Genomic DNA, 17,221 nt, shown 5'->3' with positions numbered 1-17,221 from the left:
GGTTTGCAAAGATTCGACAGTGGGCATTAATAGAGGTCCAGCTCGCTTCTGACACGCTCATAGATATCGATCGGCGGGCGCACGAACTCGGAACGCCCTCCGGCCTCGCCGTCACCCGGCCGCGTGGTGGCCACCATGCCGACTTTCGTTACGACCAGATCCTCATGAACCGGGTCGCAGCGATCGGCCTTCACGCCCGGCAGGACAATCAGGTCCTCGTGCGCCCTGAAGCGCGCGGCGAGCGACCATTCCACCTGACGCCAGTCCTCCGGATCCACATCATCCTCGACCACGACGACAAGCTTGAGCAGGTTCACGCACCCCATCGCCATGAGAACGGCACGCTTGCCCTCGCCGAGCCGTGGACGATGCATGGTCACGACCGCGTGCAGCCGGCCCATTCCGCCATCGGTGATGAACACCCGCCGAACTGCCGGAATGGCGCGCTGCAAATCCCGTGTCAGCGTGGTGCCGATGGCCACCGCGCCGAGCAGGCAGTGCTCGGCGGCGTATCCGGGCAGGATAGCCTGGTAGATTGCGTCGGCCCGGTGGGTGACGCAGGTCACCTCCACACCGATTCCCGGCCCGTAGTTGACGTAGAAACCGGGAAACTCCGATACAGGACCTTCCTCGATCAAGTCGTCGGGACGAAGCACGCCCTCGATCACGATCTCGGCATGGGCCGGCACTTCGACATCGACCGTCCGGCATTTCACCAGTTCGACCGGCGCGCCAAGCAGCGCGCCCGCATTGTCGAACTCGTCGTCGCCGAGGTCTAGGTAAAGCTGGGAGCCCAGCAGTACGGCCGCATTGTTGCCGACGGCAATCGCAATCTCCAGATCGCGCCCGAGCCTGCGCGCCTTCTCGGCCATGATGGCGAGATGGTGGTTCTTGGCGATGCCCGCCATCAGACGCGTGCCACCCTCAAGCCGCAGCCGCGCGATGGAAACATTGCGCCGCCCCGTTTCCGGGTCCTTGGCAACGATGACACCCGCCGTGATGTAGGGGCTGGCTTCCTTCTCGAACCAGTGCGGCACCGGCATCAGCGCGCCGACATCGAGCGGCGCCATGTGAACCATCTCTTGCACAGGGGCTGCATCGACGATCACCGGCTTGATCGGCCGGCGCAGCGCCGCAAGGCAATGGGCATCCAGTTCGCATACCGGGATACCGAGCGCGCGGGCGAAGCGCTCGCGGCTGTTATAGAGATTGCCGACGACCGGCATCGCATGGCCGACGACATTTGCGAAAAGCTGGGCCGGGCCGCGCTCGCGCAGCGCCATCACCGAGGCGATTTCGAAACGCGGATCGACCTGCCGGTCGACACGGTGCAGATCACCGGCCGCCTCGAGCGCGGCCAGGAAACCGCGCATGCTCTGATCGGGTGCCATGCTCATGACCGGGCGCTCCGCGGATTGGTGGGGAGGCGGAAATGATCGATGTTCTTCTTTGCCACCTCGTCATACGATTCCTCGTAGCCCGCGTCGGCATAGCGCATGACGCCCGTCGTAGTGTCGTTGGTCAGGGTCATTTCCAGCCGTTCATCGGCCTCTGCGGAACCATCCGCGATCAGCGTCACGCCTGAACTCGTCATGTAGCCCGAATAGCCGCCGCCGCCCGAATGAATGGCGACCAGATCCGCCTGCGAGGCACAATTGACCAGTGCATTGAGAAGCGGCCAGTCGGCTATCGCGTCGGAACCGTCGCGCATGTTTTCCGTCATGATGTTCGGATGCGCCATGGCGCCGGCGTCGAGATGGTCGCGCGTGAACGCGACCGGCCCCGAGAGCGTACCCTCCCGCACCATGCGGTTGACGGCGAGGCCGAGCTGGGTGCGTTCGCCGTGGCCGAGCCACGCGATCCGCGCCGGCATGCCTTCAACCGGAACATGCTCGCGCGCCAGCTTGATCCAGCGCGTCACGCCCGCATTGTCCTTGAAATGTTCAAGCAGGAAATCGTCGATCTTGCGAATGTCGTCGGCATCGTTGGACAGCGCGATCCACCGGAACGGGCCGATGGCGCGCGCAAATAGCGGGCGCAGGAAGGCCTCGGTGAAGATCGGGATGTCGAATGCGTTGTCGACGCCGCCATTCTTCGCCTGGGTGCGAATGAGATTTCCATTGTCGAACACGACCGAGCCCGCCTTCTGGAAGCCCAGCATGGCCGTGACGTGCCGAACGATGGAGCGCGTCGATGCTTCCATCAGCTGCTCTGGCGCTTCGCTACGCATGGTGCGCACCTCGCCGAGGCTGAGGCCCGAAGGCACGTAGCCATAGACCAGATCGTGGGCCGATGTCTGATCGGTCACCACGTCGGGAATGATGCCGCGCGACAGGATTTCCTCGTAGATGTCGGCCGCATTGCCGCATAGCCCGACGGACAGCCCGCTCTTTTGAGCCTGCGCCTCGCGGATCAGGGCAAGGGCCTCGTCAAGCGTCGCGGCCTTCTTGTGGAGATAGCCGACCTCGATGCGCTTTTCGATACGCGCCTCGTCAATCTCGATGCACAGGATCGCCGCCTTGGCCATGACGCCGGCGAGAGGCTGTGCGCCGCCCATGCCGCCAAGGCCGGCCGTCAGCACGAAACGCCCGGCAAGGTCCTCGCCGAAATTCTGCTCGGCGATGCGCATGAAGATCTCGTAGGTGCCCTGGATGACCCCTTGCGAACCGATATACTGCCAGTCACCGGCCGTCAGGCCGCCCCAGCAAATGAGGTTTTCGTTCTGCCACTTGTAGAAGTTCTCGGCCTTGGCCCATTGGCCGACCATGTTGCAGTTGGCCATGAGCACGACCGGCGCCTTGGCGTGGGTCCGCACGATACCGATCGGCTTGCCCGACTGGACGATGAGCGTCTGGCCGTCCTCGATGGTCTTCAGCGCCTCGACGATCTTGTCGTGCGAAGGCCAGTCGCGAGCCGCGCGGCCCAGCGCTGCATAGACGATCAGATTTTCCGGGTCCTCGCCGACGGCCAGAACATTTTCCAGTAGCCGGAGCAGGCCTTCCTGCCGCCATCCCTTGCAGCGCAGGGTGGAGCCGGAGGTCGTGTTGAATTGGCGCATGGTCAAAACCTTTCAGTCGAATGCGTGGTCTGTCAAATTGATGCCGGGCGACTTTGGCGTCAGGGATTCGGACGCGTCGAAGCACAGGATGGCGTCGTGGATCACGGCCGCGCCGGCGGCGATGACCTCCGGTTCGGCCCACTCTTCCGGCGCATGGCTGCGCCCGTCCCGGCAAGGCACGAAGATCATCGCGCTCGGTGCGATATGCGTCATGAAGGCGGCGTCGTGGCCGGCACCCGATGCCATCGGCATGGTCGAGTAGCCCAGCGCGCCCGCGCCATGCGAAAGCATCACCTGCAAGCGTCCGTCGCAAGCCGCCGGATTGGTATCCGAGAGGACCGCCCACCCGCTCCGGTTCACCCGGCAAGCGTGCGCGACCTCTTGCGTGCGCTGCTCGAGCGCTGCAAGAAACCGTTCCGTGACCCGGTGATCCTCTGCGCGGATATCCACGACAAGCCGCGCCCGCCCGGGTACGACATTCGCCGCATTGGGCGCAATTTCGACGACCCCTGTTGTCGCCACGAAATGGCCGTTTCCGCCCCGTGCGTCCTGTCCGGCGCGTTCCGCCACGAAGGCGGCGGTCAAGGCCGCCGCAAGGCCGGCGTCGCTGCGCAGATCCATCGGCGTGGTTCCGGCGTGGTCGGCCCGGCCCTCGAAGATCACCTCGACACGAGCGATACCGGCGATGGCCGTGACGATGCCAAGGTCGATGCCACCCTGCTCGAGAACGATGCCCTGCTCGATATGCAGCTCGAAGAAGGCCGCAACGTCATCGCGCCTCGCCGTTTCGAGCCGGCTCGTATCGCCACCGACGCGTCCGATCGCATGGCCAAGCACTTCGCCGGTCTGGTCGCGATAGCCGAGCTGCTCTGCCGTCAGCATGCCGCTCATGGCGCGGCTGCCGACGCAGGAAAGCCCGAACTCGCTGGGCTCTTCCGCAAGGAAATCCACGACCTCGATCGCATGCCTGATCGTGCGGCCGGCGGCGCACAGGGACCGGGCGATTTCCAGCGCGCTCACCACGCCGGCGACGCCGTCAAAGCGCCCGCCTGCAGGAACCGTGTCGGAATGCGAGCCGATCATGATCGTGCCCGCATGCGCATCGGCGCCTTCCATGCGTCCGATCAGGTTGCCGCCGGCATCGATGCGCACGGCAAGGCCTGCCTCGGAAAAGCGGTTGGCCAGCCACGCCCGCGCTTCCAGGAAACGCGGAGAAAACGAGCGCCGCGTATAGGGCATGCCGGGATCGGTTATCGCGGCCAGTTCCATCAGGTCGGACCAGAGCCTGTCACCGTCGATAGGGAGGTTCGTCTGCGGTCCAACCGCTGCTTTTTTCACGATGCCACCGCCAGGGACGGCGTCACGAAGCGACCGAAGCCGGGCTCGGCAAGGACATGCTGGCCATCGAAGACCATGCGGCCGCGCAGGAAAGTGGCGACCGGCCGGTATGCCAGCTCCATACCCTCGTAGGGGCTCCATCCCACGACATTGTTGCCGCTCGCGGCAGCGTCGTAGCGGCGCGGATCGTGAGCCATCACGACGATATCGGCATCACGCCCCGCCTCCAGAGCGCCCTTGCGGTGGCCAAGCCGGAAGAGCCGCGCGGGATTGGCTGCGAGCAGTCGCGCCGCCCAGACCGGGCTGAGGCCGCGCTTGAGCAGGCCGTTCAGCAGAAGCGAATAGAGAACCTCCAGGCCCGGCACACCCGAAGCATTGTTGAGCATCACGGGGTCGAGCTTGCGGTCTTCGGACCAGCTGACATGGTCCGTCGACACGACCGTGACATTGCCCGCCGCGAGATGACGCCAAAGCGCTTCCACCTCGGCGCGCGGCCGGATCGGCGGATTGATCTTGGCCTTCCCGACAAGACGTGCGACGTCATTCTCCTCGTCCAGCACCAGATAATGGATGCAGGCTTCGATCGTCGCGTCGAAGCCGTTCGAACGATGGTCGCGACAAATCTGGTAGCCGCGCCCGATGGAGCAATGAACGATGTGGGCGGAGCAGCCGGACGCCGCGCCGAGTTCATAGACCTCGGCGGTAGCAAGCGCCTCGGTGACCGGCGGCCTCGACAGACCGTGGGCGCGGTAGTCGGTGATGCCGGATGCGGCGACGGCAGCCTCGGCCGCGCGCACCATCTCGTCGTTTTCGTTGTGGACGCCGGCAGCCAGCCCATGCCGGGCGATCTCGCTGAAGCAAGCGTAGAGCGTCTGGGGCGGAATGCGGGGGAAACGCTCGGGATGGGTTCCGAAGGTGGAAAACTTGAAGGCGGCGGCACCGGCGGCGACCATGTCGGCAATGTGCTTTGGACCGTCGGCCGGGTGCACCGTTCCATAAAGTGCGAAATCGACCCGCGCCTGCTCGCCCGCCTCGCGTGCCTTCCGGGCAAGCCGCTCGCCAGTGCAGATGAGATTGCCGTCATCGTAGGGCATGTCGACGATGGTGGTGACGCCGCCAGCGGCTGCCGAGCGCGTCGACCAGATAAAATCTTCCTGGCCGTGCTGCGATCGGGAATGTACCTGCGCGTCGATGGCGCCGGGCATGACGAAAGCATCGCGAAAATCATGCCGCTCCCGGCCGGCCGGCGGTTCGCCCTCGCCAATCCGTTCGACCACCCCGCCGCGTATTGCGACATAGCCGTTTTCACGAACGCGGTCGGCACCGACAACGCGGCCGGTGATGATCAGGTCAAAATCGCTCATGCTCTCTCCTCGCTCCCCGGAGAGGATCAGCGAAGACGACCGTCAGCGAAAATCACTTTGCCCGAAGTCCCTGATAGTGGATTGCGAAGTGAGCCAACCGGCCCCGACCCCTCATCCAAGATCGATGGCGATACGGGTGGAGATCACCAGGCTTTCGCCCGGCTCCAGAACCTTCAGGCCGTGCGCTTGCGCCTCGCCAGGAAGATTGAAGGCATCCACGGGATGGGTCACCGGCTCGAAGCAGATGAAATCGGCATCGCCGGCAGGTGAGAAGACGACATACTGGCGCAGCGCCTCGCTCGCCTCGATATCCGCCGCCAGCCCCCGGCCCGGCCAGACGATCCGAGCCTTGCCGTCCCAGCCATTGAACCAGTTGTTGATCCAACGGCCCGGAGGCGCCTTCGGCCGGTTGAAATCCATGTCCGGATGCGAGGTGACGGGTTCAAGGGCCTTCGGCAGATGGTCGTCCCGCTCCAGCCAGACACCTGTAGCAGGTGCGGTGAGCGTCGTGTCCGCATCGCGCACGAACCAGGGATGGAAACCCGCGCCATAGGGCAGGCGGATCGCCGCGCGATTGACGATTTCGAGTTCCATGGTGAGCGCGGCACCGTCGAGCCTGTAGGACATGGCCGCATCATAGCGGAACGGCCCCGGCCCTTCCGCCGAAAGAGCAAGGCTCATGGAGACCGGGTCTTGCGACGCGATCTGCCAGGCAGCCAAAAAGCCGTTGCCATGAATCGGATAGCGCTCCGTCTCCATGTTGCGCGGCAGCGCATGGAAGGTGCCGTCAAACGAGAAACCGCCACCGGAAACCCGCCCGGAAAACGGGACCAGCAGGATGTTGGACAGGGAGAAAGGATGGGCCGTCGCCGGATCGACCGTGCGGAAGATCGGCTGCCATATGCCCTCGCTCAAGACCTCGAACGCGGTGAGCCCCGCACCGAGGTCGGGGCGCACGACGATACGCGCCCTGTCATTGGCAAGCTCGACCGCCGTCATCACCATCCGCCGTCAACTGCGATGTTCTGGCCGGAGATCATGTCGGATGCCGGCGAAACGAGGAAATGCACGAGGTCGGCGACAGCGGCCGGCTGGATTCGGGTCTTCAGCGACTGGTTCTCCAGCACCCACCTGTTGTACTCCTCCAGACGCTCACCGAAGACACGCTCTTCCGCCTGCGAGACGATAGCGCCCGGCGAAACGGCGTTGACGCTGATACCATAGGGGCCGAGCTCGCGCGCAAGCGATTTGGTCAGGCCGAGCATGGCCCCCTTCGAGGCGACATAGGGAACATAGCCGTCCCATCGGCCATTGAGCGTGACCGAGCAGAAGTTGACGATCTTTCCATATTGCTTCACCTTCATCGCCGGTGCGACCGAGCGGGCGAGCGCGAAGGCGGCGGATGAATTCACACGCACCTGATCTTCGTATTCTGCAATCGAGAAATCCTCGAAGGGCTTGTTGATGATCAGAGCCGCATTGTTGATGAGGATGTCGATGCCGCCATGCGCATCCGCCAGTTCCAGCGCGCGCTTTTCGGCGGCGGCCAGATCGTTCAGGTCCTCGCCGATATAGAGTGCCTTGACGCCGTGCGCAGCGGCGATCTCCTCGGCAAAGGGCCCGCCTGCCGTGGCCCCTGGCCGGTCGAGCAGAAGAAGGGTAGCGCCGGCGCGCGCCAGCCGCTCGGCCTGTGCGCGCCCGAGCGTGCCGAGCGCACCGGTAAGCAGGACGGTTTTCCCGGTCAGGTCAGTCATGGTTCCCTCACAGAAGCGCGTGGACTTCGTCGATCGACGTGTCGGCGGTCGGCTTGTCGAACACGATCTCGCCGCGCGCCATGGCGACGATACGGTCGCAGGACTGGAAGACGTGCTGCATGTTGTGCGAGATGAAGACGCCCGTCAGCCCCTGCGCTTTCAGGCCGCGCACGAAGCCGATCACCTTGTCGGTTTCCTTGACCGAGAGGTGGTTGGTCGGCTCGTCGAGGATCAGCACCTTCGACTTGAAGTGCATGGCGCGGGCGATCGCCACGCCCTGCCGCTGCCCGCCCGACAATTCGCCGACCAGCGCGTCCGGCGAGCGCAGATGCAGGTCGACATCGGCGATGGCCCTTATGCTTTCGGCGCGCATGCGCTTCTGGTCCATGATGCCGAAGCCGCAGAGCGACCATTTCATCGGCTCGCGACCGATGAAGAGGTTGCGCGCGATCGACATCGACGGAACCATGGAATTGTACTGGTAGATGGTCTCCAGCCCGTGGCGCATCGCATCCTTGGGAGTGCGCAGCTCGACCTGCCGCCCCTCGATGAGCACCTCACCGGAATCCTGGTGGTGGACGCCCGACAGGATCTTGATCAGCGTCGATTTTCCCGCGCCGTTGTCGCCGACGAGACCGACGGTCTCGCCCGGATAGATCGTGAGATTGACGTTCTTCAGGGCGTGGACGCCGCTATACCATTTCTGCAGGTTGCGGCACTCGATGATCGGGGTGGTCATTTGTGCGATTCCACTTTGATCTTGCGGGAAATCTTGCCCATCCAGGCATTGGCGACGACGGCGAACATGGTCAGCACGCCGATTGCGAACTTGAACCAGTTGGCATCGACCCGCGACAGGACCAGGCCGTTGTCGATGGTGCGGATCAGCAGCGTGCCGATGATCGCGCCGAACACCGTGCCGATGCCGCCGGCGAGCGCGGTGCCACCGATAACGGCTGCTGCGACGGCCTGCAGTTCCAGTCCCTCGCCGATCGAGGGCAGCGGCGAGCCGAGGCGCAGCACCTGCAGCAGCCCGGCAAAGCCAGCCAGAACCGAGCACAGCATGAAGCAGATGATCTTGACGCGCCGGACCGGGATGCCCATCGAGGCGGCCGCCTCGTTGAAGCCGCCGGTCGCGCGGATCCAGTTGCCGAAATTGGTCAGCGACAACAGGGCGGCAGCCAGCGCCGCAATCACCACGAACCAGACGAAGGACATGCGGAACAGCGAGCCTTGCCACAGGTAGTCGGTGAAAAGCCAGGTCGGCAGATCGTTCGGCAGAAGCGGCGGGAAACCGCCGGAAATGACGATGGTGAGCGAGCGCGCGATGAACAGCATGCCCAGCGTGGTGATGAAGCTCGGTATCGAGAATTGCAGCGTGAGATAGCCGTTGACGAAGCCGATCATCGCGCAGATCGACAGCCCCATAAGGACGGCGACGGGGAAAGGCACGCCATGGGTCAGCGCCACCGCCATCGACATCGGCATCAGCGCAAAGACCGAACCCACCGAAAGGTCGAATTCGCCGCAGATCATCAGGATGGTCACACCGATGGCGACGAGCGCCATTTCAGGCAGGAGTCCCATGACGCCGCGAACGTTTTCGAAGGACAGGAGAATACCGTTCGACTTCACCTGGAAGACGACAAGGAGGATGATCAGCAGGGCGAGACCGGCAAGTTCCGGCTTGTCCAGATAGATTTTCAGAAACCGCTTCATGGGCTGCTACTCGTGGTTCGGCGTCTTGCCCGCCAAGGCAAGACGCCGGTTTCATGTCGGACGCAGGATCAGCGAAGACCCTGCTTCGCCATTTCGAGGATGGTCGGCACATCCTTGGGGGTGACGATGCCCTGTCCGGTGTCGATGTCGGAGGGCGTCAGGCCGGCGGTCTTCCAAAGATAGGCCTGCATGACCGGCATGAAGCCCTGCATGTAGGGCTGCTGGTCGACCTGCACCTGAACGTAGCCGGCTTCCATCTGCTGCAGGACTTCCGGCACGAGGTCGAAACCGCCGAGCAGAACCTTGCCCGGCTCGATGCCGCGATCCTTCAGCACCCGCGCGACGCCGGCATGCCAGTAGCCGGTGTCGAAATAGGCCGAGGTTTCCGGGTTGGCATTGAGATAGGCGCCGATACGATCCGCCGTGAGCGCAAGGTCGGTCGCTGAATCGATGCGGGTGATGGTGATCTCGCGATCGTCGTGCTCGGCCTTGTATTCCTCGAGGAACTTCATGACACCGCCGGCGCGCTGCTCGGACCAGGTCTGACCGGGCGCGTTCACGCCGACCAGCAGGTTGAGGGGGCCTTCCTTCGGGAAGTTTTCTGACTGGGCCTTGGCGAGCGAATAGCCGGCCGCCGTGAAGCCCTGGCCGACAAAGGCCTTGCGGGCATTGCCCTTGGCGCCTTCGCTGTCATCGACATTGACCGCGAGCACGAGGATGCCGGCATCGACGGCTTCCTTGATCACGTTGTCATAGGCATTGTTGTCGACGATGGCGACGAAAATCGCATCCGGCTTGGAGGCGATAGCCGCCTGCAGGTTTGCGACGGCCTGCTCGACGGCGCCTTCCGTCTGCGTCAGGATCAGCTGGCACGTGGCGCCGACCCTTTCGCAGGCGTCGTCATAGCCCTTCTTCACCGACTGCCAGAAGGTGTTGGAGGCCGACGAGTGGCTGATGAATGCAATATTGAGGCCCTCGGCGCTGGCGCCCGAGGCCATCATCGTCAGCCCGAGGGCTGTTCCTGCTACCAGTTTCCGGATCATGTTCTATTCCTCCCGTTGAACAATCCAAGATGTGGTGGCGGCGCGCTCACCCCGCGCCGTCAAAGAACTCCGCCCGCGACCGTGCGATCTCGGGCAGCGATTTCACGATTTCGCGCAGATGCGTGCGCAGCGCCTGCTCGGCCTCACTCACATCGCCGGCAGCAATGCCGTCGACGATGCGTTCGTGCTGCTCGATCAGGCGATTGATCTGGATGTCGTCGACGCTGAGAAAGCGGACGCGATCCATCTGTGCCTTGACGCTCTCGATGACGCTCCACGCATAGGCGCGCCCGGCCGCGGCGGCGAGCGTGTGATGAAACAGTTCATCGAGCCGCAGGAAGGCAGCGCGATCGTCATGCGGCACCTGCTTCTGCCGGGCGATCTGGTCGCGCAGGACCTCGATGGTGGCGGTCGCGTGCTCCGCTGCGACCTGGCGCACGATATCGGCCTCGATCGCCTCCCGCACGAAGCGCACGTCCATGACAGAAGCGGTCGAGATTCGGGTGACATAGGTGCCGCGCTGCGGCAGGACCTGGACCAGCCCCTCCTCCGACAGCTTGATGAAGGCCTCGCGGACTGGCTGCCGGCTGATCGACAGGCTTTTGGCGATTTCCGACTCGGATATGCGCTCGCCCGGGGTCAGCTCGGCCTGAATGATCTGCTCGCGCAGGATGCGATAGACCTGCGGGCCAACGGCCTCTGCAGACGAGAGAACCCGAAGCGTTTTCATGCCCTGCATAGCGGCCCTCCCTTCATCCCCATCCTCCACAACGCTACTTGGATACTACCATACAAGTCAAGCGCCCCATTCAATCCTGCGCCGTCGACATGCGACGGACGACATCGAACTTCCGGTCGAGGTCGGGCGCGAGGTCCACGCCATGGCCCGGCCCCGGCGGCACGGTGATCATGCCGTTGGTGACGGTCGGCAGCTGCGTCGTCAGGTCGGCGTACCAGGTCCGGTAGTAGGCGCGCACGCTTTCCTGCACGAGCGCGTTCGGCGCATTCAGCGACAGGTGCGTCGAGGCGGCCAGCACCACCGGCCCGGTGCAGTCGTGCGGCGCGACCGGCAGATGCCAGGCCTCCGCCATGGTCGCGATCTTCTTGGCTTCCGAAATGCCACCGCACCAGGAAAGGTCGAGCATGATGATGCCGGCCGAGTCCGTCTCCAGCAGGTCGCGGAACGCCCAGCGCGTGGCAAGCGTTTCGGAGGCGCAGAGCGGCGCACGGCTTGCGGCGGCATAGCGCTTCAGGCTCGAAAGCGAATCCATCTTGATCGGATCCTCATGCCAGAAGGTGGCATAGGGCTCGAGCGCCCGCGCGATCTGGATGGCTGGCGTCAGCTGCCACATCGAGTGGAATTCCACCATGATATCCATGCGGTCACCGACCCGCTTGCGGATCTTCTCGAAGGGCTCCAGCGCCTTGCGAAGGTCGGGGCCGGAAATGTACTGGCCGTCGGTCTTTTCGGCTGCGATGTCGAACGGCCAGATCTTCATGGCCGTGATGCCTTCGCTGAGCAGGTCCTCGGCCAGATCGTCCGCCCGCTCCAGGAAGGCGTTGAGGTCGTCATAGTCGCGCCGTGGGCCGCCGATACCGTAATTTGCGGTCTGCTGGCCCTTGGCGTCACGCATGTAGGTGTTGCCGGCGCAGGTGTTGTAGGTGCGGATCTTGCGGCGCGAAAAGCCGCCGAGCAGCTGGGCGATGGGCTGGTTCGTCACCTTGCCGAACAGGTCCCAGAGACCGATGTCGATGGCGGAATTTCCGCGCATTTCCGCCCCCGTTGAACGGAAGCCCAGATAGCCGGTCAGGTCCTTGGAGATGCGGTCGATCTCCAACGGGTCGCGGCCGATCAATTTCGGTGCGACGACCTCGTGGATATAGGCTTCCACTGTCTGCGCCATGAAGAAGGTTTCGCCGAGACCGACGATGCCCTCGTCCGTATGGATGCGGACCCAGAGGATGTTCGGAAAATCGTTGACACGGACCGTTTCGAGCGCCGTAATTTTCATTCTCAATAAACTCCCGCCGCCAGCAGCGCCTTTACCGTCAGGTCGAAATGTTCAGCCATTGCCTGTTCGCCCGTCACCGGGTCGCCATCGGCAATGGCCTTCGCGATTGTCTTGTGGCCGTCGACGCTTTCCTGCCGCGTCTCGTTGCTGGCGCGGCTCGCCCAGCCGATCGGCCAGGTGTAGCGGGTCACCACATGGAACGAGCCGACGAGCAGGGCGAACATCGGGTTGCGCGACGCCGTCCCGATGGCCTCGTGGAACGCGATATCGTGCTCCATCACCTTCTGCGGATCGTCGAAATCCCGCTGCATTGCCTCGGCGAGCGCGAGGATCTCCGCCGCCTCCCGGTCCGTGCGCCGCATCGCGGCCAGAACGACGGTCCGGCGCTCGATCGTGCGCCGCACGTCGAAGATCTGCTGGATCGTCGCGTGGTCGGTATGCACCGCGTGGTCGGTGACCAGCGCCAGCACATCCGCCCTCGGCGCGGTAACGCGCGGACGACGGCCATTGCCGATGTCGATCAACGTCAGCGCCGACAGCGAGCGATAGGCCTCGCGCATGACGCCCCGCGACACGCCAAGCTCGGCCGCAAAGGCGCCCTCGCTGGGCAGCGAGTCGCCGACCTGCAAGCCGTTCTGCCGGATATGGGCATTGACTGCGGCCATCACGCCGCCAAGCAGGCCCTCGCCGCTCGGCCGGTCGGCAAGAATGCCTGCCGCCTCTGCCTTGGTTTCCGTCAAGCTATCCTCCTACCTATCATATAGGTACTACTTGACCTTGATTAGATTCGCGTCCAACTATTGTCAACGGGAAATTGCGAGCGTCTGGAGGGGTATGTGAAGGCACGGGTTCAAATGGCTGCCGGCGATATCGTCGGTGAAAGCATCATCTGGTCTGCCGACGAGCAGGCGCTCTATTGGGTGGATATCGGCGGCAGGCGCATTCAGCGGCTTGATCCCGAGACGGGTGCGCATGCCGCCTGGCAAACGCCGGATTTCCCGACGTCGATCGGGTTGCGGAAAGACGGAGGCTTCATCGTCGGCTTGCGGCGCGAGGTCTGCCTCTGGCGGCCGGGCGGTTCTTTCGAAACCTTCGCCGTGCCGGAACCGGACCTGCCGGACAACCGCCTGAACGAGGGTCGCGTCGCACCCGACGGCGCTTTCTGGATCTCGACGATGCAGAGCAACCTCAACCCGGACGGCTCGCCGCGCGCAATGGATCGCAAATCCGGCGCGATCTACCGAATCGCGCCGGACGGCACGGTCACGCAACTGACACCGCGCGAATACGGCATCACCAACACGATGGCCTGGACGAGCGACAACCGATTCTTCTTTGCCGATACGCCCGCCAATGAAATCTACCTGTTCGACTACGATCCTGCCTCCGGCGCACTCACCAATCGCAAGACCATCGTCTCCGGATTTGAGCGCGGCCTGCCGGACGGCTCCTGCCTGGACGCCGAGGACCGGCTGTGGAACTGCCGGGTGGTAAACGGAGCGTCTGTGGCGCGCTTCAGCACCGACGGCGCGCTGCTCGACCTGATCGAACTGCCCGCCTCCTGGCCGACGAGCTGCACCTTCGGCGGCCCGGACCTCACCACGCTCTACGTCACTTCAGCCCGCTTCACCATGACGCCGGAGCATCTGGCAACGCATCCGGCCGAGGGCAGCCTGATGGCTGTAGAGCACGCGGGGCGAGGGATCGCGGAGCCGAAATTCCTCGGCTGACAGAGGGCGGCAGAATTCGGTTGACGAACTGGTATGGTAGAATGTTAGCTAGGTAAAACGGGCACGAGGACGGCTATGAGCACTGCGCAAGAATTTTCCGGCAAGAGCATCATCGTCACCGGCGGCAGCCTCGGCATGGGCCTCGCCTGCTCCGAGCGTTTCGCCCGTGCCGGCGGGCGCGTGCTGATCGTTGCCAATGACGCGACTTCCGTAGACGCCGCCGTCGCGACGATCGGCCCCAATGCCTCCGGCTTCGTCGGCGATGTGCGCAAGGCCGGCGACATGGAGGAGGCCGTGACCCAGGCGGTGACGCGTCATGGCGGCGTCGACGTGCTGGCCTGTTGCGCCGGCATCCAACGCTATGGCACCGTGGTCGATACGCCGGAGGACGTCTGGGACGACGTTCTCGACATCAACGTGAAAGGCATCTACCTCGCCTCCCGCTTCGCCATTCCCGCGATGCGCCGGCGTGGCGGTGGCGCGATCGCCGCCATTTCCTCCGTGCAGGCCTACGCCTCGCAGGCGGGCGTCGCCGCCTATACGGCAAGCAAGGGCGCGATCAATGCGCTGGTGCGAGCGATGGCGCTCGACCATGCGGCGGAAAACATCACGGTCAACACCGTATGCCCCGCCTCCGTCGATACGCCGATGCTGCGCTGGGCGGCCGATCTCTGGAAGGGTGAGAAAACCCAGGACGAGATGATCGCGCTCTGGGGCAAAGGCCATCCGCTCGGCCGCGTCGGAAAACCGGCGGAAATCGCCGAACTCGTCGCCTTCCTCGCAAGCGACAAGGCGCGCTTCATCACGGGCGCGGACATCAAGATCGATGGCGGCACGATGGCCAAGCTTGGCATCGTGTTGCCCGAGTAGTTTCAAACCGGAGAATTAGAATGAAGCGGCCCGTCATTACCGATATCCGCGCCACCACAGTGACGGTGCCGCTCGAAGCCCCGCTCCGCCATTCCAATGGGGCGCATTGGGGCCGTTTCGTGCGCACCATCGTCGAGGTCGAGACGGATGTGGGCATCGTCGGCCTTGGCGAAATGGGCGGCGGCGGCGAAAGCGCCGAGGCCGCCTTCAAGGCGCTCAAATCCTATCTCGTCGGCCACGACCCGTTTGAGTTGGAGCAGCTTCGCTTCAAGATCTGCAATCCCACGGCCAGCCTCTACAACAACCGCACCCAGATGCATGCGGCCATCGAGTTCGCCTGCCTCGACATCATGGGCAAATTCCTCGGCGTTCCGGTCTACGACCTTCTCGGCGGCAAGATGCGCGACGAGGTGGGCTTTGCCAGCTACCTGTTCTTCCGCCTGCCGAACAAGGACACCGGCGCCGGCGAGATCCGCACCGCCGACCAGTTGATCGAGCAGGCGCTATCCCTGAAGAAGACGCACGGCTTTACCGCGCACAAGCTGAAGAGCGGCGTCTTCCCGCCGGATTACGAGCTGGAGGTCTACCGCGCACTCGCCAAGGCGGTCGGCACCGATAGCGTGCGCTACGATCCCAACGCCGCCTTCACCGTCGAGGAAGCGATCCGCTTCGCCAAGGGAATCGAGGACCTCAACAACGACTATTACGAGGACCCGACCTGGGGACTCAACGGCATGCGGCGTGTGCGCGAGAACACCCATATGCCGCTTGCGACCAACACGGTGGTGATCAATTTCGAGCAGCTGGCGACGAATGTCCTTTCGCCGTCATGCGATGTGATCCTGCTCGACACGACCTTCTGGGGCGGCATCCGGGCATGCGTCAAGGCGGCGGCTGTCTGCGAGACATTCCAGCTCGGCATTGCCGTGCATTCGTCCGGCGAACTCGGCATCCAGCTTGCGACCATGCTGCATCTTGGCGCTGTCCTGCCGAACCTCGTCTTCACCGCCGACGCGCACTACCATCAGCTTGTCGACGACGTGATCGCCGGGGGGCCTCTTCGCTATATCGACGGGAAGATCGCAGTCCCCACCGGTCCCGGCCTTGGGGTCTCGCTCGACCGGGACAAGCTCGGCCAGTATGCGGAACTCTTCAAATCGCTTGGCGGCTACGCTTATGACCGCGACCCATCGCGGCCCGGCTGGTTTTCGACCGTGCCGAACACGCGTTGGGCGGACCCGCAGGACAGCCGGGTGATCGATTACTGAACTGGCGATAAAGCCCCGGCCGGTGACGGTCGGGGCTTGTTCTGCAGAATTCATCCCGCCCGGCCCGCTTCATGGACAAGGGGCAAGCGCCACTTCGCGCTTGCGTCACTGCAGCATCACCTCGTCGATCCTCAGCCGCCGCCCCCAGCGGTCGAAGAAATGGTTCTCGTTGAGGACCAGCCGGTTCTCCTTCAGCCGCCCGGCCAGCGCCTGCAATTCCTGCCGCGCGATGGCATCGGCAACCGGCCCTCCGTCCTTGGCGGCCATCGTCGCGAACATCGCCCCGTCCCAGACAGCGCCCGCGCTGGAAAACAAGCCGGCCATTTGCGTCCAGTCCAGGTCGTCGCCGATGACGTGGAAATGCGTCGAGCGAAGCGGCGTGATGCTGAGTTCGCCAATAGAGACCAGGACAACCAGCGCCGTGAAGCCGCCCGTCTTGCGGAATTCCTGGCCGATCCAGTCGTCGAACCGCGTGGGCCTAGGAGATTTCGACAAGCGGCAACTCCACGACTTCCCGTTCCATCAGGTTGAGGAAGGCCGTCTTGCGGCTTTCCTCGAACCATTTTTCAAAGGACGCCATGGCGTCGGCAGTGGAAATGCCATCGCCCTCTCTGCCCTCACCCGTCGCGGCCCATATCGAAAGGGTGACGGGCGCGAACCGGTCCGCAGCTTCCTGCTGCGCCGGCGTTGCCCCGCTCCACCCAGCCTCGCGGGACAAGACGTGCCGGCCGTTCGCTTGCGCCTCTTCGGCCTTGTCAGCCGACCGGACGGCGTTGCCGACCGCGCGCAGCAGGTTGAGCCGGCGGAAGGCGAACACCCGTTCCTTGCGCAGTTCCTCGGCCCTGCGCGCCGCTTGCTTGCGGAACTGCTCCTCGGCCGCGCTTGCCGCGCGCGCGATGCGGTCGAGATCGCCGATATAGGTTGCATAGCCGCCGCTGGTCATCGCGCGCTCCCTAGGTTGCTGGCGGAAGAGAGTGGGAGTCGAACCCACCAAAGACCGTCTCACGGCCCCTCCCGGATTTGAAGTCCGGACGCCCCACCGGGGACGCATCTCTTCCAGTTGCA

The 17,221-nt window shown here is 64.2% G+C and carries 17 protein-coding genes and 1 tRNA gene; 3 read left to right on the top strand and 15 right to left on the bottom strand.

All coding sequences use genetic code 11. From position 1 onward, the window contains the following. Positions 1–26: 26 nt before the first annotated feature. The 12 genes from WA950_RS10545 to WA950_RS10490 form a co-directional block, all read right to left on the bottom strand. Entirely contained in the window at positions 27–1,397 is a 1,371-nt protein-coding gene (locus WA950_RS10545; protein WP_424551660.1) for a UbiD family decarboxylase, read from the bottom strand. Further along, positions 1,394–3,058 (bottom strand): urocanate hydratase, encoded by a 1,665-nt coding sequence (locus WA950_RS10540; RefSeq protein WP_424551659.1) that lies wholly within the window; start codon positions 3,056–3,058, stop codon positions 1,394–1,396. The genes WA950_RS10545 and WA950_RS10540 overlap by 4 nt, the downstream gene beginning before the upstream one ends. A gap of 12 nt (positions 3,059–3,070) precedes the next feature. Further along, a complete protein-coding gene (locus WA950_RS10535) occupies positions 3,071–4,396 on the bottom strand; it encodes a Zn-dependent hydrolase (protein WP_424551658.1) in 1,326 nt (441 codons plus the stop codon). Then, a complete protein-coding gene (locus tag WA950_RS10530) occupies positions 4,393–5,760 on the bottom strand; it encodes a dihydroorotase (RefSeq protein ID WP_424551657.1) in 1,368 nt (455 codons plus the stop codon). The genes WA950_RS10535 and WA950_RS10530 overlap by 4 nt, the downstream gene beginning before the upstream one ends. 111 nt (positions 5,761–5,871) lie before the next feature. Then, positions 5,872–6,759: an aldose 1-epimerase gene (locus tag WA950_RS10525; RefSeq protein WP_424551656.1), complete on the bottom strand. Its 888-nt coding sequence runs from the start codon at positions 6,757–6,759 to the stop codon at positions 5,872–5,874. After that, positions 6,759–7,514, bottom strand: coding sequence for an SDR family oxidoreductase (locus WA950_RS10520; protein WP_424551655.1), 756 nt, complete (start codon positions 7,512–7,514; stop codon positions 6,759–6,761). The genes WA950_RS10525 and WA950_RS10520 overlap by 1 nt, the downstream gene beginning before the upstream one ends. 7 nt (positions 7,515–7,521) lie before the next feature. Further along, a complete protein-coding gene (locus WA950_RS10515; protein ID WP_424551654.1) occupies positions 7,522–8,253 on the bottom strand; it encodes an ATP-binding cassette domain-containing protein in 732 nt (243 codons plus the stop codon). After that, on the bottom strand, positions 8,250–9,233 hold the full coding sequence (locus WA950_RS10510) for an ABC transporter permease (protein WP_424551653.1): 984 nt from the start codon (positions 9,231–9,233) through the stop codon (positions 8,250–8,252). The genes WA950_RS10515 and WA950_RS10510 overlap by 4 nt, the downstream gene beginning before the upstream one ends. Before the next feature lie 68 nt (positions 9,234–9,301). After that, positions 9,302–10,276, bottom strand: coding sequence for a sugar ABC transporter substrate-binding protein (locus WA950_RS10505; protein ID WP_424551652.1), 975 nt, complete (start codon positions 10,274–10,276; stop codon positions 9,302–9,304). Positions 10,277–10,322: 46 nt separating this feature from the next. Then, positions 10,323–11,015 (bottom strand): GntR family transcriptional regulator, encoded by a 693-nt coding sequence (locus WA950_RS10500; protein ID WP_424551651.1) that lies wholly within the window; start codon positions 11,013–11,015, stop codon positions 10,323–10,325. Between the two features lie 70 nt (positions 11,016–11,085). After that, positions 11,086–12,288: a mandelate racemase/muconate lactonizing enzyme family protein gene (locus WA950_RS10495; protein WP_424551650.1), complete on the bottom strand. Its 1,203-nt coding sequence runs from the start codon at positions 12,286–12,288 to the stop codon at positions 11,086–11,088. A 2-nt stretch (positions 12,289–12,290) separates the two neighbouring features. Beyond that, positions 12,291–12,953 (bottom strand): FadR/GntR family transcriptional regulator, encoded by a 663-nt coding sequence (locus WA950_RS10490; protein ID WP_424551733.1) that lies wholly within the window; start codon positions 12,951–12,953, stop codon positions 12,291–12,293. Between the two features lie 189 nt (positions 12,954–13,142). On the opposite strand from WA950_RS10490, the gene WA950_RS10485 reads away from it, so the two are divergent. The 3 genes from WA950_RS10485 (at position 13,143) to WA950_RS10475 (ending at position 16,156) form a co-directional block, all read left to right on the top strand. After that, the gene (locus WA950_RS10485; RefSeq protein WP_424551732.1) at positions 13,143–14,018 is read left to right on the top strand and encodes an SMP-30/gluconolactonase/LRE family protein; all 876 of its coding nucleotides are present in this window, start codon (positions 13,143–13,145) and stop codon (positions 14,016–14,018) included. A gap of 75 nt (positions 14,019–14,093) precedes the next feature. Then, positions 14,094–14,888 (top strand): SDR family NAD(P)-dependent oxidoreductase, encoded by a 795-nt coding sequence (locus WA950_RS10480; protein WP_424551649.1) that lies wholly within the window; start codon positions 14,094–14,096, stop codon positions 14,886–14,888. 20 nt (positions 14,889–14,908) lie between these two features. Continuing rightward, positions 14,909–16,156, top strand: a complete 1,248-nt coding sequence (locus WA950_RS10475; RefSeq protein ID WP_424551648.1) for an enolase C-terminal domain-like protein — start codon at positions 14,909–14,911, stop codon at positions 16,154–16,156. A 105-nt stretch (positions 16,157–16,261) separates the two neighbouring features. Here WA950_RS10475 and WA950_RS10470 read toward each other — a convergent pair whose 3' ends face one another. The 3 genes from WA950_RS10470 to WA950_RS10460 all read right to left on the bottom strand — a co-directional run bounded on the left by WA950_RS10470 (position 16,262) and on the right by WA950_RS10460 (position 17,214). Further along, positions 16,262–16,651, bottom strand: a complete 390-nt coding sequence (locus WA950_RS10470; protein ID WP_424551647.1) for a hypothetical protein — start codon at positions 16,649–16,651, stop codon at positions 16,262–16,264. Then, positions 16,635–17,099, bottom strand: a complete 465-nt coding sequence (locus tag WA950_RS10465; RefSeq protein ID WP_424551646.1) for a hypothetical protein — start codon at positions 17,097–17,099, stop codon at positions 16,635–16,637. Before WA950_RS10465 ends, WA950_RS10470 begins: the two co-directional genes overlap by 17 nt. Positions 17,100–17,118: 19 nt before the next feature. Next, positions 17,119–17,214: transfer RNA gene (locus WA950_RS10460), tRNA-Sec, on the bottom strand. Positions 17,215–17,221: the final 7 nt, after the last annotated feature.

Origin of the sequence: Shinella sp. (assembly GCF_049651085.1) — a bacterium.
Taxonomy (GTDB): Bacteria; Pseudomonadota; Alphaproteobacteria; order Rhizobiales; family Rhizobiaceae; genus Shinella.
This window is presented reverse-complemented; position numbering and strand designations above follow the sequence as displayed.